General features: G+C 70.1%; 14 protein-coding genes. 1 reads left to right on the top strand and 13 read right to left on the bottom strand.

From position 1 onward, the window contains the following. Window positions 1–61: 61 nt before the first annotated feature. The 5 genes from ACTJI1_RS17795 to ACTJI1_RS17775 all read right to left on the bottom strand — a co-directional run bounded on the left by ACTJI1_RS17795 (window position 62) and on the right by ACTJI1_RS17775 (window position 5,243). Window positions 62–775: an ABC transporter ATP-binding protein gene (locus ACTJI1_RS17795; protein ID WP_310128813.1), complete on the bottom strand. Its 714-nt coding sequence runs from the start codon at window positions 773–775 to the stop codon at window positions 62–64. Beyond that, window positions 762–1,673, bottom strand: coding sequence for an ABC transporter ATP-binding protein (locus ACTJI1_RS17790; protein WP_440743662.1), 912 nt, complete (start codon window positions 1,671–1,673; stop codon window positions 762–764). Before ACTJI1_RS17790 ends, ACTJI1_RS17795 begins: the two co-directional genes overlap by 14 nt. Next, the gene (locus tag ACTJI1_RS17785) at window positions 1,670–2,902 is read right to left on the bottom strand and encodes a branched-chain amino acid ABC transporter permease (RefSeq protein ID WP_310128809.1); all 1,233 of its coding nucleotides are present in this window, start codon (window positions 2,900–2,902) and stop codon (window positions 1,670–1,672) included. The genes ACTJI1_RS17790 and ACTJI1_RS17785 overlap by 4 nt, the downstream gene beginning before the upstream one ends. Then, window positions 2,899–3,906 (bottom strand): branched-chain amino acid ABC transporter permease, encoded by a 1,008-nt coding sequence (locus ACTJI1_RS17780; protein ID WP_440743661.1) that lies wholly within the window; start codon window positions 3,904–3,906, stop codon window positions 2,899–2,901. The genes ACTJI1_RS17785 and ACTJI1_RS17780 overlap by 4 nt, the downstream gene beginning before the upstream one ends. Before the next feature lie 113 nt (window positions 3,907–4,019). Further along, on the bottom strand, window positions 4,020–5,243 hold the full coding sequence (locus ACTJI1_RS17775) for a branched-chain amino acid ABC transporter substrate-binding protein (protein ID WP_310128805.1): 1,224 nt from the start codon (window positions 5,241–5,243) through the stop codon (window positions 4,020–4,022). A gap of 216 nt (window positions 5,244–5,459) precedes the next feature. Here ACTJI1_RS17775 and ACTJI1_RS17770 point away from each other — a divergent pair, with 216 nt between their 5' ends. After that, the gene (locus ACTJI1_RS17770) at window positions 5,460–6,521 is read left to right on the top strand and encodes a GNAT family N-acetyltransferase (RefSeq protein ID WP_440743660.1); all 1,062 of its coding nucleotides are present in this window, start codon (window positions 5,460–5,462) and stop codon (window positions 6,519–6,521) included. A gap of 39 nt (window positions 6,522–6,560) precedes the next feature. Here the strand turns inward: ACTJI1_RS17770 and ACTJI1_RS17765 are convergent, their stop codons facing one another. The 8 genes from ACTJI1_RS17765 to ACTJI1_RS17730 all read right to left on the bottom strand — a co-directional run bounded on the left by ACTJI1_RS17765 (window position 6,561) and on the right by ACTJI1_RS17730 (window position 16,418). After that, a complete protein-coding gene (locus ACTJI1_RS17765) occupies window positions 6,561–7,856 on the bottom strand; it encodes a hypothetical protein (protein ID WP_440743659.1) in 1,296 nt (431 codons plus the stop codon). Between the two features lies 1 nt (window position 7,857). Continuing rightward, on the bottom strand, window positions 7,858–10,323 hold the full coding sequence (locus tag ACTJI1_RS17760; RefSeq protein WP_310128801.1) for a hypothetical protein: 2,466 nt from the start codon (window positions 10,321–10,323) through the stop codon (window positions 7,858–7,860). Between the two features lie 79 nt (window positions 10,324–10,402). After that, window positions 10,403–11,314, bottom strand: a complete 912-nt coding sequence (gene mutM / locus ACTJI1_RS17755; RefSeq protein WP_440743658.1) for a bifunctional DNA-formamidopyrimidine glycosylase/DNA-(apurinic or apyrimidinic site) lyase — start codon at window positions 11,312–11,314, stop codon at window positions 10,403–10,405. After that, on the bottom strand, window positions 11,292–12,005 hold the full coding sequence (gene rnc / locus ACTJI1_RS17750) for a ribonuclease III (protein ID WP_440743805.1): 714 nt from the start codon (window positions 12,003–12,005) through the stop codon (window positions 11,292–11,294). Before rnc ends, mutM begins: the two co-directional genes overlap by 23 nt. A 40-nt stretch (window positions 12,006–12,045) precedes the next feature. Then, window positions 12,046–12,249 (bottom strand): 50S ribosomal protein L32, encoded by a 204-nt coding sequence (gene rpmF, locus ACTJI1_RS17745; RefSeq protein WP_310128799.1) that lies wholly within the window; start codon window positions 12,247–12,249, stop codon window positions 12,046–12,048. A gap of 2 nt (window positions 12,250–12,251) precedes the next feature. After that, window positions 12,252–12,818, bottom strand: a complete 567-nt coding sequence (locus ACTJI1_RS17740; RefSeq protein WP_310128797.1) for a YceD family protein — start codon at window positions 12,816–12,818, stop codon at window positions 12,252–12,254. Window positions 12,819–12,829: 11 nt separating this feature from the next. Beyond that, a complete protein-coding gene (locus ACTJI1_RS17735; RefSeq protein WP_440743657.1) occupies window positions 12,830–15,097 on the bottom strand; it encodes a transglutaminase family protein in 2,268 nt (755 codons plus the stop codon). Continuing rightward, window positions 15,087–16,418, bottom strand: coding sequence for a DUF58 domain-containing protein (locus tag ACTJI1_RS17730; RefSeq protein WP_440743656.1), 1,332 nt, complete (start codon window positions 16,416–16,418; stop codon window positions 15,087–15,089). Before ACTJI1_RS17730 ends, ACTJI1_RS17735 begins: the two co-directional genes overlap by 11 nt. Window position 16,419 lies beyond the last annotated feature (1 nt).

Raw genomic sequence — 16,419 nt, 5'->3', positions numbered from 1 at the left:
GGAGGATTCCGTGCAGTTTTCGTGTACTCGACGGGGGGCGACCCGCCGGGAGGGACGGGCGTCAGGCGACGCCGAGGTAGGCCTCCTTGATGGCGGGGTCGGCGAGGAGCTCCTTGCCGGTGCCCGCGCGGGTGATGTAGCCCGTCTCCAGGACGAAGCCGCGGTTCGCGCGGGCCAGCGCCTGGTTGGCGTTCTGCTCCACCAGCAGGACGGTCGTGCCCTGCTTGTTGATCTCCGTCACGATCGAGAAGATCTGGCGGATGAACTGCGGCGCCAGACCCATCGACGGCTCGTCGAGGAGCAGCAGGCGCGGGTTCGACATCAGCGCGCGGCCGATGGCGAGCATCTGCTGCTCACCGCCGGACATCGTGCCGCCGACCTGCGTCTTGCGCTCGGCGAGACGCGGGAACAGCGCGAACACGCGGTCGAAGTCCTCGCCCATCTTGGAGCGGTCCTTCCGGCCGAACGCGCCCATGTCGAGGTTCTCCAGCACCGTCATGCCGGGGAAGATGCCCCGGCCTTCCGGCGCCTGCGAGATCCCGCGGACCACGCGGATGTGCGCCTTCATCTTGGTGATGTCCTCGCCGTCGAAGAGGATCGACCCCTTCGACGGGTTGAGGATGCCGGAGATCGTCTTCATGGTCGTCGATTTGCCGGCGCCGTTCGCGCCTATGAGGCTCACGATCTCGCCCTCCTCCACCGAGAAGGACATGTCGTGGATGGCCTCGATCCGGCCGTAGGAAACGCTGATGTTCTTCAGCTCAAGCAACGTCATCTTCGGGCTCCCCGAGGTAGGCGGCGATCACGCGCGGGTCGTTCCGGATGGCTTCGGGGGTGTCGTCGGCGATCTTGCGCCCGAACTCCAGCACCACGATCCGGTCGGTCACACCCATGACCAGCTTCATGTCGTGTTCGATCAGCAGCACCGTGTAGCCGTCGGCCCGGATGGTGCGGATGAGCTCCATGAGCTCCTCCTTCTCGGCCGGGTTGAAGCCGGCGGCCGGCTCGTCCAGGCAGAGCACCTTGGGGTCGGTGGCGAGCGCGCGTGCGATCTCCAGGCGACGCTGGTAGCCGTACGGCAGCGAGCGGGACAGCGAACCGGCGTGGTCCGCGATGCCGACGAACTCGAGCAGCGCCATGCCGCGCTCGATGGACGACTTCTCCTCACGCGTGTGCCGCGGGAGGCGCAGGAGCGCACCCGGGACCGACGTGCGGTGCCGCGCATCCAGGCCGACCACCACGTTCTCCAGCGCCGTCATCTCGCCGAACAGGCGGATGTTCTGGAACGTGCGCGAGAGGCCGAGGCGGGTGATCTGGTGCTGCTTGCGGCCCTTGATCGTCTGGCCCTCCAGCAGCACGTCGCCGCTGGTCGGCTTGTAGACGCCCGTCATCGCGTTGAAGCAGGTCGTCTTGCCTGCGCCGTTCGGGCCGATCAGGCCGAGGATCTCGCCGCGGCGGATGTCGAACGTGACGTCGTCGAGGGCGGTCAGACCGCCGAACTTGACCGTCAGGTTGCGCACCTCGACGATGTTCTCGCCCACCTCGACCGCGATCTCGCGATCCGGGGCTGCGGCCTCCGCGACCTCCAGGTCGATGCCTGCGGCCTCCAGCTCCTCCTCGTTGACGCCGAGGGCGGGCTCACCCTCCGGCACCGAGTTGCGTGCGTCCGTCATCGTGCGCCTCCCTTCGCGCCGTCTCCGTCGAGCGAGCCCTGGTCGACCACCGGCGTCGCCGCCGTCGGCGTCCCGGGCCGCCCCTTCGCCGCCTCCGCCACCCGGCGGTAGGCGTGCCTGCCGTACGCGAGCAGCTTCTGCCGCGCCGGGAACAGGCCCTGCGAGCGGAAGATCATGATCAGCACGAGCGCGATGCCGAAGATCAGGTACTTGTAGTCCGCGATGACGGTGAACCGCAGCGGGATGTACGCCACGATCGCACCGCCGAGCATCGCGCCGACCTTGTTGCCCGCGCCGCCGAGCACGACGGCGGCGAGGAACAGGATCGAGGTCTGCACGTCGAACTTCTGGTTGTTGACGAAGCCCACCTGGCCGGCGAACAGCGCGCCGGAGAGGCCGCCGACACCGGCGCCGATCGCGAACGCCCACACCTTGTACTTGAAGGTCGGGACGCCCATGATCTCCGCGGCGTCCTCGTCCTCGCGGATGGCCACCCAGGCGCGGCCGACTCGGCTGCGCTCCAGGTTGCCGACCAGCAGCAGGATCACGATGATGACGGTGATCGTCAGCCAGTACCACGGCACGCCGTTGGAGTTGGAGAAGATCGGGATGCCGTCGGCGTTCTCCCCCGGCGGGTGCCCGACGTTCTGGAATCCGACCTGGCCCTTCATCGCCGGGATGATCGTCGCGAGGATGCGGACGATCTCACCGAAGCCGAGCGTCACGATGGCCAGGTAGTCGCCGCGCAGACGGAGCGTCGGGACGCCCAGGATGATGCCGAAGGTCATCGTCACGGCGATGGCGACCGGGATGGTCCACAGGTACGGGATCTTCACGAACGGCGAATCCGGGCTGGTCAGCATCGCCGCGGTGTACGACCCGACGGCGAAGAAGGCGACGTACCCGAGGTCGAGCAGACCCGCGTAGCCGACCACGACGTTCAGGCCGATCGCGATGAGCGCGTAGACCGCCATCGAGAAGCAGGCCAGCGCCCAGTCGTTGCCCGGGGCCGTGGTCAGCGGGAAGAAGTTCAGGTACGGGAGCGCGTAGGCGATGGCCACCACGATGAGCAGCCAGGCCCACTGCACGGGGCGGGGCAGGTTGTTCCAGCGGTCGCGGAGCTGAGCGAACGGGCCGTTGCTGCGCTTGGCGCGCGCCGCCTCGAAGGCGTCGACCGCCTGCTCCTCACGACCGTCGGGCAGAACCCGGGGTCCTTCTGTCATGCTCATGCGCGGCTCCTTCCGAGCGAGGTGCCGAGGATGCCGCTCGGCTTGACCAGCAGCACCAGGACGAGGACCACGAAGGCCACGACGTCGGTCCACTGCGAGTCGCCGAGGAGGATCTGGCCGTAGTTGCCGATGACGCCCAGCAGCAGACCGCCGAGCAGCGCGCCGCGGACGTTTCCGATGCCGCCGAGGACGGCTGCGGCGAAGGCCTTGACGCCGAGCACGAAGCCGCCGTTGTAGATGACGCCGGAGGGCACCAGCATCACGTAGAACAGTGCGGCCGCACCGGCGAGGATGCCGCCGGTGATGAACGTGATCTGGATGATCCGCTCCTTGTTCACGCCCATCAGGGTCGCGGTGTCGGGGTCCTGCGCGACGGCGCGGATGCCTCGGCCGGTGCGGGTGCGGCGGATGAACCAGTCGGTCGCGACCATCAGCACCACCGAGGCGACGACGATGATCAGCTGCTGGCTGTTCACGATGGTGCCGAACACGTCGAAGATCGGCTGCGGGATGAACATGGTCACCGCCGGCTCCGCGTTCGCGCCCCGGATCAGGAAGATCAGGTACTGGATCGTGAACGACGCGCCGATCGCGGTGATGAGGAACACCAGGCGTGGCGCGTTCCGCCTTCGCAGCGGCCGGTAGGCCACGCGTTCGAGCACCCACGCGGTGACGCCCGAGGCGAGCATGCCGACGAGGAGGGCGAGTATCAGGTCGCCGATGATCGCCGCGGGGCTGAGGTTGGGGGCGCTCGGACCGAAGCCGAGCGAGGTGAGGGTGATCACGACGCCGTAGGCGCCGACGATGAAGACCTCGGAGTGGGCGAAGTTGATCAGGTTCAGCACACCGTAGACCAGCGTGTAGCCGACGGCGATGAGGCCGTAGACAGCGCCGAAGGTGAGCCCGTCGAACGTGGCGCTCCAGAAGTTCTGGACGAGCGCGTTGACGTCGAAGTTGATCCAGGAGCTGTCGAGGGCGGGATGGAGGAGGAGGGTTTCGAGCATTCGAGCATCCAGGGTTCAGTGCCGGGTCGCCGTCGATCCGGTCGGTAGCGAGCGTAGTCGAAATAGCGGGGGTGCCGCGGGCCGGGGCCCACGGCACCCCCGGGGTGTCGCTCTCAGCCGATGGTGCCGATCGGCACGATCTTGCCGTTCTCGACCTTGTAGCCGTAGACGGCCGGAGCCTGCAGCTCACCCGTGGAGTCCCACTTGTAGTGCTTGCTCAGACCGTCGGCGTCGTAGTCCTTCACGAACGAGAGCAGGTCGGCGCGGGTCGTCTTGCCCTTGTCGATGCCCGACAGGAGGACGGTGGCGGCGTCGTAGCCCTCGATCGAGTAGGTGCCCGGCTCGGCGCTCGCGAGCTTCTTGTAGGCGGACTCGAAGTCGGTGATCAGCTCACCCGGGATGCAGGGGCAGGTGAAGTACGCGTTGCTGGACGCGTCGCCGGCCAGCTTGATGAACTGGTCGTCCTTCACACCGTCCGGGCCCACGAAGGTGCCCTTGTAGCCCTTGTTGACCAGCTGCTGGTCGAACGGAGCACCCTCGGCGTAGTAGCCGGCGTAGTAGACCGCGTCTGGCTTCGCGTTGATGATCTTGGAGATCACCGCGGAGAAGTCCTTCTGGCCGGTGGTCACCTTGTCGGTGCCGACGAGCGCGTCGCCGAGCGCCTTCGAGGTCTGGGTGCCGAGGCCGATGCCGTAGTCGGAGTCGTCCTGGACCAGGTAGACCTTCTTGGCCTCCAGCTTGTCCGTGAGGAACTTCGCTGCGGCCGGACCCTGCACGGCGTCGTTGCCGAGACCGCGGAAGAAGGTCTTCCAGCCGTTCTGCGTCAGGCCCGGGTTGGTGGCCGACGGGGTGATGTGGACCAGGCCCTGCTGCTCGAAGATGTTGCCGGTGGCCTTGGACTCACCCGAGAACGGGAGGCCGACGACACCGACGATGTCGGCTTCGTTGACCGCCTGCGTGACCGGACCGGTCGCCTTGTTCGGGTCGCCCTCGGTGTCGAACTTCTTGAATCCGACCTGGCAGCCCTTGTTGGCCTCGTTGTGCTGGTCGATCGCCAGCTGGATGCCGTTGTAGATGTTGATACCGAGCTGGGCGTTGGGGCCCGTCTCCGCGCCCACGTAGCCGATGGTCAGGCCGGCAGGACAGGTGGCCTTCCCGTCTCCGGCGGGGAGCACCGCGTCCTTGGGCACATCGACCGACGTGATCGCCGGGATGTCGACCTTGGACGAGTTCCCGTTGGTGGATCCTCCCGTGGACGGCTGGTTCGCACATCCCGCCAGGAGCAGTGCGACTGACGCTGCAACAGCCGCACCGATGGTGACTTTCTTCCGTAGCATCTCTTGCCTCTCGACGTAAATCCGTCACGAACCTGCGTTTTCGCTGGTTCGTGCCACGAATATGTGTGCTGAGAATACAGTGCTCGCAACCTTTTGCAACCGCGATCGGCGCGCAGATTTACACGATCGAAACCAAACTGTTCGCGCGCTTCACACCGCGACGGCCGCGCGGATAGGCTGATCCCCTGCCCGGACCGGCGCGAGGAGGTGTCCCCGATGCGTGTGACGCGGCTGCACATCCCCGACGCGCTCGGCACCCGGGAATCGGCCGCCTTCGAGGAGCTCGTGGGCGTGCTGAACGGCATCGTGGTCGACCTGTGGGGCGACGACGACTTCGTCGAGACGGCCGAGCAGGCGCTCGCGGCGCACCGCGAGCAGGACTACGTCGAGCGCATCGTCCACGTGGCCGTCGAGGAGGGCGCGATCGTCGGCCGGGTCGAGGCGATCTTCCCGCTCGAGGAGGACTCCGAGACGGTCTCGCTGCTCGTCGACGTGGCGCCCGCCCTCCGCGGCCGCGGGATCGGCACGGCGCTGCTCGAGAAGGGCGAGGAGCTCGCCGCCGAGGGCGGCAGGCGGGTGATCTCGACCTACACGGAGCACCCGGTGCGCACGCTCGAGGGCGCCGATCGTCTGGTCCGGGCTCCCGCCGGGACCGCCGGCCTCCCGCGCGAGTCGCCGCACGTGCGGTTCGCGCTCAAGCACGGGTACACGCTGGGCCAGATCGAGCGGTCGAGCGAGCTGCACCTCCCGCTCCCACCCGAGCGCGAGGCGGGCCTGACCATGACGCTGAACGGCTTCCGGCTGGTGTCGTGGTGGGGCGCCGCGCCGGACGACCTGCTGGAACGGTTCGCGGCGATGAAAGCCCGCATGTCGACCGACATCCCGCAGACCGGCATCGCGGTCGACCCGGAGGACTGGGACGGCGAGCGGGTCCGCTCGCAGGAGCGCACCCTGGTCGCGCGCGGCGAGCCGCTCCTGGTCACGGCCGCCGTGCACGAGGAGACCGGCGAGATCGCCGCCTACACCGAGCTGGCGGTGCCGGCCGACGGGACGAAGGCGGAGCAGTACGACACCCTGGTGGCCCGTGCCCACCGCGGGCACCGGCTCGGCACGGCGGTCAAATTGCGGAACATCCAGGAGCTCGGACGGCGTGCGCCGCACATCCGCCGCATCCTCACCTGGAACGCCGACGAGAACGACCCGATGCTGGCGATCAACCGGGCGTTCGGGTTCCGGCCGCACGCCCTGACCGGGCACTGGCAGAAGACGCTGGACTAGTCCGTCCTCCGCCCGGCACCTCCCGGTGCGAGGCGGTGCTCAGTGCAGCGCCACGGAGTAGCCGCCGACGAATTCGCGGCGCTCCGACGTGAGCGTGAAACGGAGCAGATGCCACGCGCCGCCCGGGCCGCCGAGCCCGCGCGCCACGGATTCCGCCTCGAGGCGGCGGAGATCGAGCAGGCGAGTGAACGCCTCCGGCAGCGCCTTGTCCAGCGGCGCGTCGGTCTGCATACCCGCCTCCCCGACACGGTCGGGGCCGAGCTTCTCGATCAGCTGACGGGCGCCGCCCGGCCGGGCGAGCATCGCGGCCAGCTCCCCGCTCCGGTCCCCCAGCCGCTGCAGCAGAGCCCGCGACCGCACGATCGTGGTCCGGCCGTCCTCGCGGAAGGCGGTGAGGAGGTGGGCGGTGCCGCCGAGATCCACGCCGGCCCGCACTTCCTTTACGTCCGGCGCCTCGATCCCTGCCGCATCATCGGGTGGGAGGAACCCCTGAAGCAGCGGCAGCACCGCCGTGCCGCCGTGCGTGACCTCGAGCGTCGCGCCATCCGGAACCAGGCCGCCCAGGCCCATCAACAGAGGCTGCAGATCCGCGTCGGGAGCGAGGATGTCGAGGTTCCGCTGCCCGATGTGCCGGTTCTCGTTGACCAGCAGCGGCCCCTGGTAGTCGTCGGCGGGGCACGTCGCGCTCGCGATCATGCACCAGTGCCCGAAAGCGCCCTCGCCCACGGTCCAGGGCGCGTCGAGCTCGACGACGGCCACCGACCCCGGACGGGTGCGGTCATCCAGCTTGTCGACCATCCTGCCGCCGACGAAGTGCTGCTCGTAGTAGGGGTCGGAGGCGTTGCCCGCGCCGATGAACCCGGGTTCCACCACCCAGACGCGCACGTGCACGCCGACCGCGGGCAGCAGCCCGAGATTCCACACGCGGACGAACACGCGGTAGCTGCGCCCGGCCTGAGCGGTCGCCTCGAGACGGGACGGATCGAAGGGGCCGGCATAGGCGGCGTCCAGGAGCAGGATGTCCGGCGATTCCCAGCACACCGTCGGCGGCCAGAGCGGTCGCTGCCCGCGATCCCCCGGCGACATCGCGCGGATCAGCAGGTACGGGTACACGTCCTCGCGGCGCGGCCGATGCTCCTTCGAGATGGACCGGGCCAGCTCCTCCCACTCCCGGGCGCGGCCGGGATCGGGCTTCCAGCCCGGGTCCGGGTCGGGGAAGTCCGGGTTCCGCGGCGGCGCGCCGACCGGGTCCTCGACGGTGCCGGCCTGCTCCGCCAGCTCTTCCGGCGTCAGTTCGGGATGCTCGGGCGGCCTCGGCTGCCGATCGTCGTCCATGTCATCCCTCCCTCAGCCAGCGGCGCCACTCGTGGTCGGTGAACGGTTCGTGCGGCTTCGACGGCAGGCAGGCATCCGGAGTCTGCGGCCCGGGCGGCGGCACCACGTCACGCGTCAGGTAGTGCACGGCGAGATCGCGCGTCGGATCGTACAGGCGCGTCTCGGCCGGCGGATCGCCCGCGACGAAGGGAGGTGCGTCGGTGTCGGGATGCAGGAACTGCGGCGGCGTGCAGGGCTGGGTGTACGCGAAGCCGGTCGTGTCGGTGGCGTACTCCCATTCCCCGCGGGTGGGATGCGCGGCATCCCGGCCCAGCCCGTGGCGGTCGAAATCCCAGCAGTGCCAGGCGTACCCGCGATCGCTGTCGAGGTTGAAGTCGCTTTGCGGGAACTCGTCGCCGGGCTCCCCCGCCATGATCGTGACGAGATACGTGCTGTAGTCGATCGGACCGCCGAGATGCTTGTCCTGGGGCAGCAGGTCTTCGAGCTCGGAGAAGGTCTTGCCCGGCGACCCGGCATCCGACAGGCGTTGACGCGCCTCGTCGCTGCCGGCCAGCGCCGACAGCAGCAGCCTGCTGTCCTGCATGACGAGATACGGACCGACATGGGTCGCAGCGTCCTCCCGGGGAACGCCGTCGCCCGCTTGGTTCACCAGCGGGTAGCGCCACGGCGCCACCCACTCGCTCGGCTTGAACTCGGTGGAATCGCCGGCGTACGGCAGACGATGGGTCAGTCCGAGAGCGGACGTGATGTCGATGTCCGAGACGTCGTCCGGGTCGTCGCGCACGATGTTGCGCGGGTAGCCCCGGTCGATCCCGAACGAAGCGCCCGAATGCAGGCGGCCCGACGGCTCGGTGATCACCATGGCCTGCACACCGACACCGGTCGGGTCGTCGAGGGCCGATGCGATGCTGAAGGATCCGCTCGCGGCGCCCAGCGTGACCAGGCCCCCGTCGATCTCGTCCGGTTTCGGCATCAGGAAGCCGGACATGACGAGGGCGCGCCGGGCGAGGAGGTACAGGTTCCACAGCGGCACGACGAGTCCGTAGTACAGCGCCTCCCGGGCCGGGAAGGTGAGCGGGTCGAGGATGAGGCCGGGCAGGATCGTCGCGAGCCACAGGGCGACCTGCGCCAGGTACACGGCCCACGCGAACAGCGCGAGGAGCAGGTCCAGCAGGGTGAACGAGTCGTCGTCGTCCACATCCGCGCCGTTCGAGTCGCTCACCCCGCTGCCGCCGCCGCCCGGAGGCGTCGGGAACGAGTGGTCGGTGAACACGTCCGGAGGTTCCGGCGCCTGCGGGCTGAGCCCGTCCTTGCAGGTGATCTTGAGGTATCCGTAGACGATCGTCCACATCTGCGCCATGGCGTCCGCGTTGGGACGGCCGTCCGGATGGCCCTGCGCATCGGTCTCCGAATACGGCGGATCCTGGCTCAGGATGCGCGGGCCGTCGGGATGGACGAGAGCCATCGCATCCGTCAGCGCCTGGACGAGGTGGTCGGGCAGACCCTCGGTGTCCTGGTCGAAATGCGCGCGCCGGTGCGCGGCCCCGTTCGGCCCTTGCGAGGTGTCGTAGGCGGGGAATCCGGTGAAGTAGTCGAACCGCGGGCCGTCCGCCCGGCCGGCGTAGGGAGCGTCACCCCGGTGGACGAACGCGACCCGGAAGTGCAGGGCGCTCAGGCCGAACTCGCCGTACAGCGGCCCGCTGTTGCCCGCGTCGTAGTTCTGGCTGTCGATGTGGCTCTCGACCAGGTGATGCCGCTGCCAGTGGTCCCGGTACGGTCCGCCGGTCTTCGCGTTCGTGAACGCGTGGCCGGTGACGTCGGTGCCGCAGTGCGTCATCCACCCCACCGCGAAGGCCACGCGCGCCTCCGCATCGTGCCGCTCGTCGTCGGTGGTCGCGGCAGCCAGCGCGTCCGAGGCCTGCCGGTAGAGCACGTGGGCGAACTGGTAGGTGCGCCGGTAGTGGAAGGTGTCGGCCCAGTAGAAGTCGGCGTTCCCGTATCCCTGCGGTGCTCCGGAGGTGAGCACACCGAACCAGTCGCCCATGGTCGCCAGAAGCCCCTTGAAGGCGGTCATGACGGCCGACGTCAGCTCATCCACGATCTGCCCGAGCTGAGCGGACAGCCCACCCGTCAGCTGGGAGGCGAGCTGGGAATTGTTCGTGGAGATCGGATCGATCCACTTCTCCCACTTGGCGACGAACTCCTCGTCGACCACGTCCCACACGTCGATCACCCACTGGATGACCTGGCGGATGACGACGCCCTTGGTGCCGGCGAAGTCCGGGAGCATGTAGAAGAGGTCGGGGCCGAGCGCCCCGAGGGCCAGGTAGTTCCGCCAGGTGTGGCAGAGCTCGCCGACGCGCTGGGCCTCGGCGCTGTCGACGCCCCACCCCGGCGGGACCTGACCCGCTCGGAGCCGTTCGGCGGTCTGGTGGGCCACCTCCATGTGCACATACCAGCCGGGCATGGCCGCCCCCTTCAGCCAGCGCGCACCGGCCGGCGCGTGCTGAAACGCGCTCAGAGTAGCCCCGCCGTGCCGAGCGTGGCTAGGCGGCTGTCACGCCTCGCAGCCGCTGGCAGTGCGGGCAGAAGTGCGACCCGCGGTTCATGAACTGCTCGCGCACGATCGGCGTGCCGCAGCGCGGGCACGGCTCGCCCTGGCGGCCGTAGGCGTTGAGGCTGTGCGAGAAGTAGCCCGAGTTGCCGTTGACGTTGACGTATTGCGCGTCGAAGCTCGTGCCTCCTTCGGCCAGCGCCTTCTCGAGCACGTGACGGATCTCGGCGAGCAGGGTGCGCACGCGGGCGCGGCTGAGCGAGGTTGCCGGCTGGGCGTAGTGGATGCGCGCGGCCCACAGCGCCTCGTCGGCGTAGATGTTACCGATGCCGCTGATCAGCGTCTGGTCGAGCAGCGCGCGCTTGATGCCCGTGTTCTTGCGCGCCAGAGCCGCGGCGAAGCGGGCGTCGTCGAAGGCCGGATCGAGCGGATCGCGGGCGATGTGCGTCACCTGGGTCGGGATCAGCGGTTCGTCCGTCCCGAGACCGCCGTGGGCTCCGTCGTCCGTCGGCACCAGCGCGTCCACGGCCATCGAGCCGAAGATCCTCTGGTCGACGAAGTGCACCCACAGCTCCCCGTGCTCGGGGCTCTCGATGTGCAGTCGGATGCGCAGCAGTCCCGCCTCGACCGTGCCCGGCTCGCGGAGCAGGATCTGGCCGCTCATCCCGAGGTGGGCGACGATCGCGCGGCGGGGTGCTCCCTGCAGCGGGATCCAGAGGAACTTGCCGCGGCGCACCGGCCCCTCCATGACGCGGCCGGTGAGCAGCGTCTCGAACGCGCCGACGACCGGGTCGTGCCGTTTGAGAGAGCGGGGCTCGAAGACCTCCACACCGAGGATGGTCGCGCCGGTGACGGCGGGCGCGAGGCCCGCACGGACGACCTCAACCTCGGGGAGCTCTGGCACGTTTTCTCGTCAGTTCCGTCCAGGCGCTGAGCGCCGCGGCCATCTCGGCCTGCTTCTTGCTGGTGCCCTCCCCCGTCGCCGTGACGAGGCTGCCGACGGCGACCGTGGCGTGGAAGGTCTTGGAATGGTCCGGCCCGGTGTTGGTCACCGTGTAGACCGGCAGCCCGGCGCCGCGGTGGGCGGCGGCCTCCTGCAGGCTGGTCTTCGGGTCCATGGCGGCGCCGAAGCGCTCCGGGTCGTCGAGCAGGGGCTCGATCAGGCGCAGGACCAGCGCGGTCGCGGCGTCGCCGCCCGCGTCCAGGTAGGTGGCGCCGATCAGCGCCTCCACGGTGTCGGCCAGGATGGACGCCTTCTCGCGGCCGCCGCTCTGGTTCTCGCCGCGGCCGAGCTTGAGGTACTCGCCGAGGCCGATGCCGCGGGCCACCTCCGCCAGCGCGACGGAGCTCACGAGGCTGGCCCGGCGTTTCGCGAGCTCGCCCTCGTCGAGGTCCGGGTTCTCGCGGAACAGCTTCACCGTGACGGCCTGCCCCAGGATGGAGTCGCCGAGGAACTCGAGGCGCTCGTTGTTGGGGATGCCGCCGTGCTCGTACGCGTACGAGCGATGGGTCAGCGCAAGCTCGAGAAGCTCGGAGTCGATGTCGACCCCGAGCTTCTCGAGAAGTGTGCTGCGGTCAGGGTTCTCTCCGACCACGGTGCTCACCGTGACTGTGTTCGTCGCTGCTGGGCGACGATCAGACGTCGGCGACCTTGCGGCCCTTGTACTCGAGGAACAGGGCGGTGCCCGCAGAGTCCTCGACGACCTTCGCACGGTGCGGCAGGCTGTAGGTGACCTTGCCGCCCTCGATGGTCTTGACCAGCGTGGGGGCAGTGGCCTTCCACTGCGAACGGCGGGCGTGGGTGTTGGCGCGCGACTGCTTCCGCTTGGGGACGGCCATGACTATCTCTTCTCTGTGTTCGTTCCGCGAGGGTTCGGTCGGGGTTCATCGGTGTCGGAAGCCTGGAATCCGGCAAGCGCAGACCAACGAGGATCGATGGTCTGGGTGGGCTCGCGATCCGGTTCATCCGCCAGCCTCTCCCCGGTCTCGGGGTCGAGACCCGGGCAGTCCGGCCGGCACACCGGCTGGAAGGGCAGTGACAGCACCACCGCATCCCTGATCAGAGGTTCAAGATCCACGTGGTCGTCGTGAACCTCATAATCGAAAGCTTCGTCAGAAGGATACGCGAAAAGTTCTTGGAAATCGACTTGGACGGACTGCTCGATGTCGGTGAGGCAGCGTCCGCAGACGCCGGTCGCGGTCGTCACGGCGTCCGCGGTCGCGAGGATCCCCTCGTGCATCGACTCCAGACGGAGGTCGAGATCGATGGTCTCGCCCTCCGGGACGCTGATCAGCCCCTCGCCCAGTTTCTCCGTCACGGGGATGCTGATGCGCTGCTCGCGCATGGCGCCGGGGTGGCGGATGAGGTCGTACACATTGATGGCGTACGGGGAGTTCTTCGTGGTCACGAGGAACTATTTTACGCGGCGCTCCGGGGTCGTGCGGCTGAAGGCCAGCCCGCTGGCAGCAAGGACACAGGAATCAGCGCGGCCTTGAGCCGCACGCCCGCGCCGGCCTGAGCCTCCAGCGCCGCGATCACGGCCGTGAGGTCGTCCGCGAGACCGCCGGCCCACCGGCGGGCCGGGGGCCCGTAGGCGTCGCGCTCGAGTTCGGCCAGCAGACGGCGCACGGCCTCCTCCCCTGGTGTCCCCGCCACCGCCGCCTCCACCCGGCCCGCGAAGACGCGCGGCGTCTCGGTGGGCGGAGCTGTCCAGCCCAGGTCGCGGACGGTATCCCGCAGCTCCTCCCACACGATGGTCGCTCCGCCCCACTCGTCGGCGAGTTCGCGGAGCCGCCGCCGCCGCCGCATCCGGCGCCAGGCGGCCGGCACCAGCAGCACGGCGATCACGAGGATGCCGACGCCGATGCCCGTGGCGATCGGCTGCGCGCTCGACTGCGGTGTGAACGACGCGGAGCCCGACGGGTTGGCCGGGTCGGTGGGGACGAGCGCGCGCGGCGCCGCGCCGGAGGTCGATGCCGATGTGGGCGGCGGCGCGGCGGGGTCCGTCTGCGGTCGCGTGTAGTCCGGCACCGTCCCGCGCCCGACGGTCGGCTCGAACGGGACCCAGCCGACGCCGGCGAAGTACAGTTCCGGCCAGGCGTGGAGGTCGTCGCTCGTCACCGTGTACTCGCCGGGGTTCGTCGCGGTCCCTCCGCTCGTGGCGCCCGGCAGGTAACCCTCCGCGACCCGCGAGGGGATGCCGAGGGTGCGGGCCATGAGGGCCATGGCGGACGCGTAGTGGACGCAGTATCCGCTCTTGACCTCGAGGAACCGGGCGATGACGCGCGAGCCGTCGCCGTCGAAGCCCTGCTTGAGCGGCGTCTGGGTCGAGTAGACGAAACCGTTGTCGCGGAAGTAGTCCTGGAGCGCGACGGCCTTGTCGTACTCGGTGAGCGCATCCTTCGTCGCCGTCAGGGCGGTCTGCTCGATGATCGTCGGGAGGTTCGGCGGGAGGAAGAGGTCGCGCTGCACGTCCGCCGGCACGAAGCCGCCCGCCGCCTTGAGCTGGTCCGCGGTCGGCTCCAGGACCAGGCTGGTGGCCGTGTATCGCTGGCCCTGCGTCGTCGCGTTGATGCCGCCGATGGTGAGGTCGTCCGGGTCCCACGACCAGGTGCCGCTGAGTCCCTTCACCGAGCGCACCGGCGCCGGGGCGGGTAGCCAGCGGCTCGTCATGTTGTCGATGGCCACCGTCGTGGTGATCTTGGTCGTCTTGACCGTGTCCGACAGTCCGGCCACCGGGCCGATGGTGGCTCCGTCCGAGAGCCGGCTCGTGTCCCGCTCGCGGTGCTTCCAGACGGAGCCGGTGAACTGGTCCAGCGACGCGAGTTTGAGGTATTGCCCGTTCGCCGACGTGGTCGTGTACGTGAGAGCCCGGACCGCCGCCGGGCGGCGCAGGTCCTTCCCCAGATCCACGAGCGGGGTGACCGTGCCGCCGATCGAGATGCCGCCGGCGGTGAACGAGGTGGCGCCGCCCTGGTCGAAGCCGGGTGCGGTGCCCGCGAGCACGACGGCGATCGCGACCGCCGACGCGCCGACGGACAGCGCGGCGCCGGGGCGCGGTGTGGCCGAACGCCGGGTGCGGATGTCACTGCGCAGCAGCCAGAGGTAGGCGGCGGCGGATGCGGCGAGGGCGAACGGATCGAGACCGTCGCCGAGCAGCGCGCCGGGCACGACCAGCACGGCCGCCACGGCCAGGGCGGTGAACGCGGGCGTCCGGACGGCCACGGCGAGGGTGTCGAGCATGAGGGCCAGCAGGCAGCCGCCGCCGACCACGAGGAACAGGAACTCGGGCAGCGGCTCGGCGGGCGTCCCCTGCTGGTAGATGGACAGCATGGCCTGCTGGAGGGACTGCGACCATGCCGAGACGGTGGCGGGCGTCGGGATGAGGCCGAGCAGGCCGGTGCCGCGGCCGAACGCGATCGTCATGATCGCCGCCGACTCCACGACGAGGAGCACCGGGACGACGCCGCGGGGCACCCCGAGACTGCGGAGACCGGCGCCGGTCGCGAGCACCGCCGCCGCGGTCCCGACGAGGGCGAACCACCAGCCCGGTCCCTGGATCAGCCCGACCAGCGCGTAGCTCAGGGCCAGCACCTGCAGCATCAGGGCGCCGGTGATGCGCCAGTAGCCGACCCGCCGGCGCGCGGCGACGCGCGGGACCGCGAATGCGAGGGACTCAGTCGCCACCGGCCACCACCCGATCCCGTTGCCGGTGGAGGGCGCGCTGCCAGCATTCGGCGGGGTCGTCGCCGGCCTCGAACCGGACGCAGAGCCAGCCGGCGTCGGCCAAGACCTCTGCGGCCTCCACAGGGGTGGATGCGGCGATGAAGGCGACCGCCGGATCCCCCATCGAACGCAGGGAGGCGAGAGCGCCGAGCTCCGGGAGCGGCGAGCCGGCGAGCACGGCGAACACGGGCACGGGACGACCGGCCTTGCGCAGGCCTCCGCCCAGCTCGGCGACGGCGTCGTCTCGCCCGTGGCCGGACGACTCCACGCCGGCGAGGTCGGCGAGCAGCATCCGGTCCGCGCTTCCGGAGTCGTACGTCGCGGTGGTGGAGCCCAGCGTGCCGGTGCGGCCGGCGCCGCTGCGGCCCGAGAGCTGCCGGTCCCCCGTCTCCACCACGCTCACCACGAAGCCCTCGTCGAGCAGGTGGACGCCGATCGAGGCGACCAGGTCGACCAGCGTCTCGAACTCGTCGGCGGCGGACGGCGTGTGCGTGCTGAGCGCGCGGGTGTCGATCAGCATCCACGCCTCGGGATTGCTGCGCTGCTCCTCCTGCCGGACCATCAGCTGGTCGTGACGGGCGGTGGCGCGCCAGTGGACGCGCCGCAGCGGGTCGCCGGGGCGGTACTCGCGCGCGATCAGCTCGTCGGCGCTCGGGATGCTGTGGCGCAGGAGCTCGTGCTCCGTGCCCTCGCTGTGGGCCACGTCCAGCTCGCCGCGCGACAGCGGGACGACGCGCGGGGTCACGAGCAGCTGGCGCGGCTGGCCGATCGCGTATTCGGCGTACGCGACGCCGAACGGGTCGGTGCGGCTCACGACGAGCGGGCCGACCGCGTGCGCGCCGCGGCGCTCCGGGATCACATCCTGACGCAGCACGACGGTGTCGCGGCCGAGGCCGCCGTCCGGCTGGTGCGCGCCCAGTCGCGGGAACGCGGCGGACGGTTGCACGCCGACCACGGCCGGCGCCGACTCGCGCCAGCGTGCCGCCGGGCTGGGCCGTGCCGACTGGTTCCGGGCGGTCGTGACGATGGTGGTGCGCTCGCCCACGGCGACGACGTCCGGGTGGAAGCTGCGGGTGACGGTGAGCCGCGGCCGGTCCACCGTTACCGAGATCATCGCGGCGAGCGGCAGGACGGTGAGGAACACGCCGACGAACAGCACGTCGGTGCGGCCGAACAGCGCCGAGGCGACCAGCGCGATGACGCCGACGGCGCCCAGCGTCCACCCGCGCGCGGTCGGGCGCGGCCGCTTCAGCGGCGAGGAGGCGCGACCGCGGACCAGCACG

This window comes from Leifsonia sp. 22587, from assembly GCF_052044215.1.
Taxonomy (GTDB): domain Bacteria; phylum Actinomycetota; class Actinomycetes; order Actinomycetales; family Microbacteriaceae; genus Leifsonia; species Leifsonia shinshuensis_C.
Note: the sequence above shows the minus strand (reverse complement) of the source record. Positions and strands in the feature narration are given on the sequence as shown.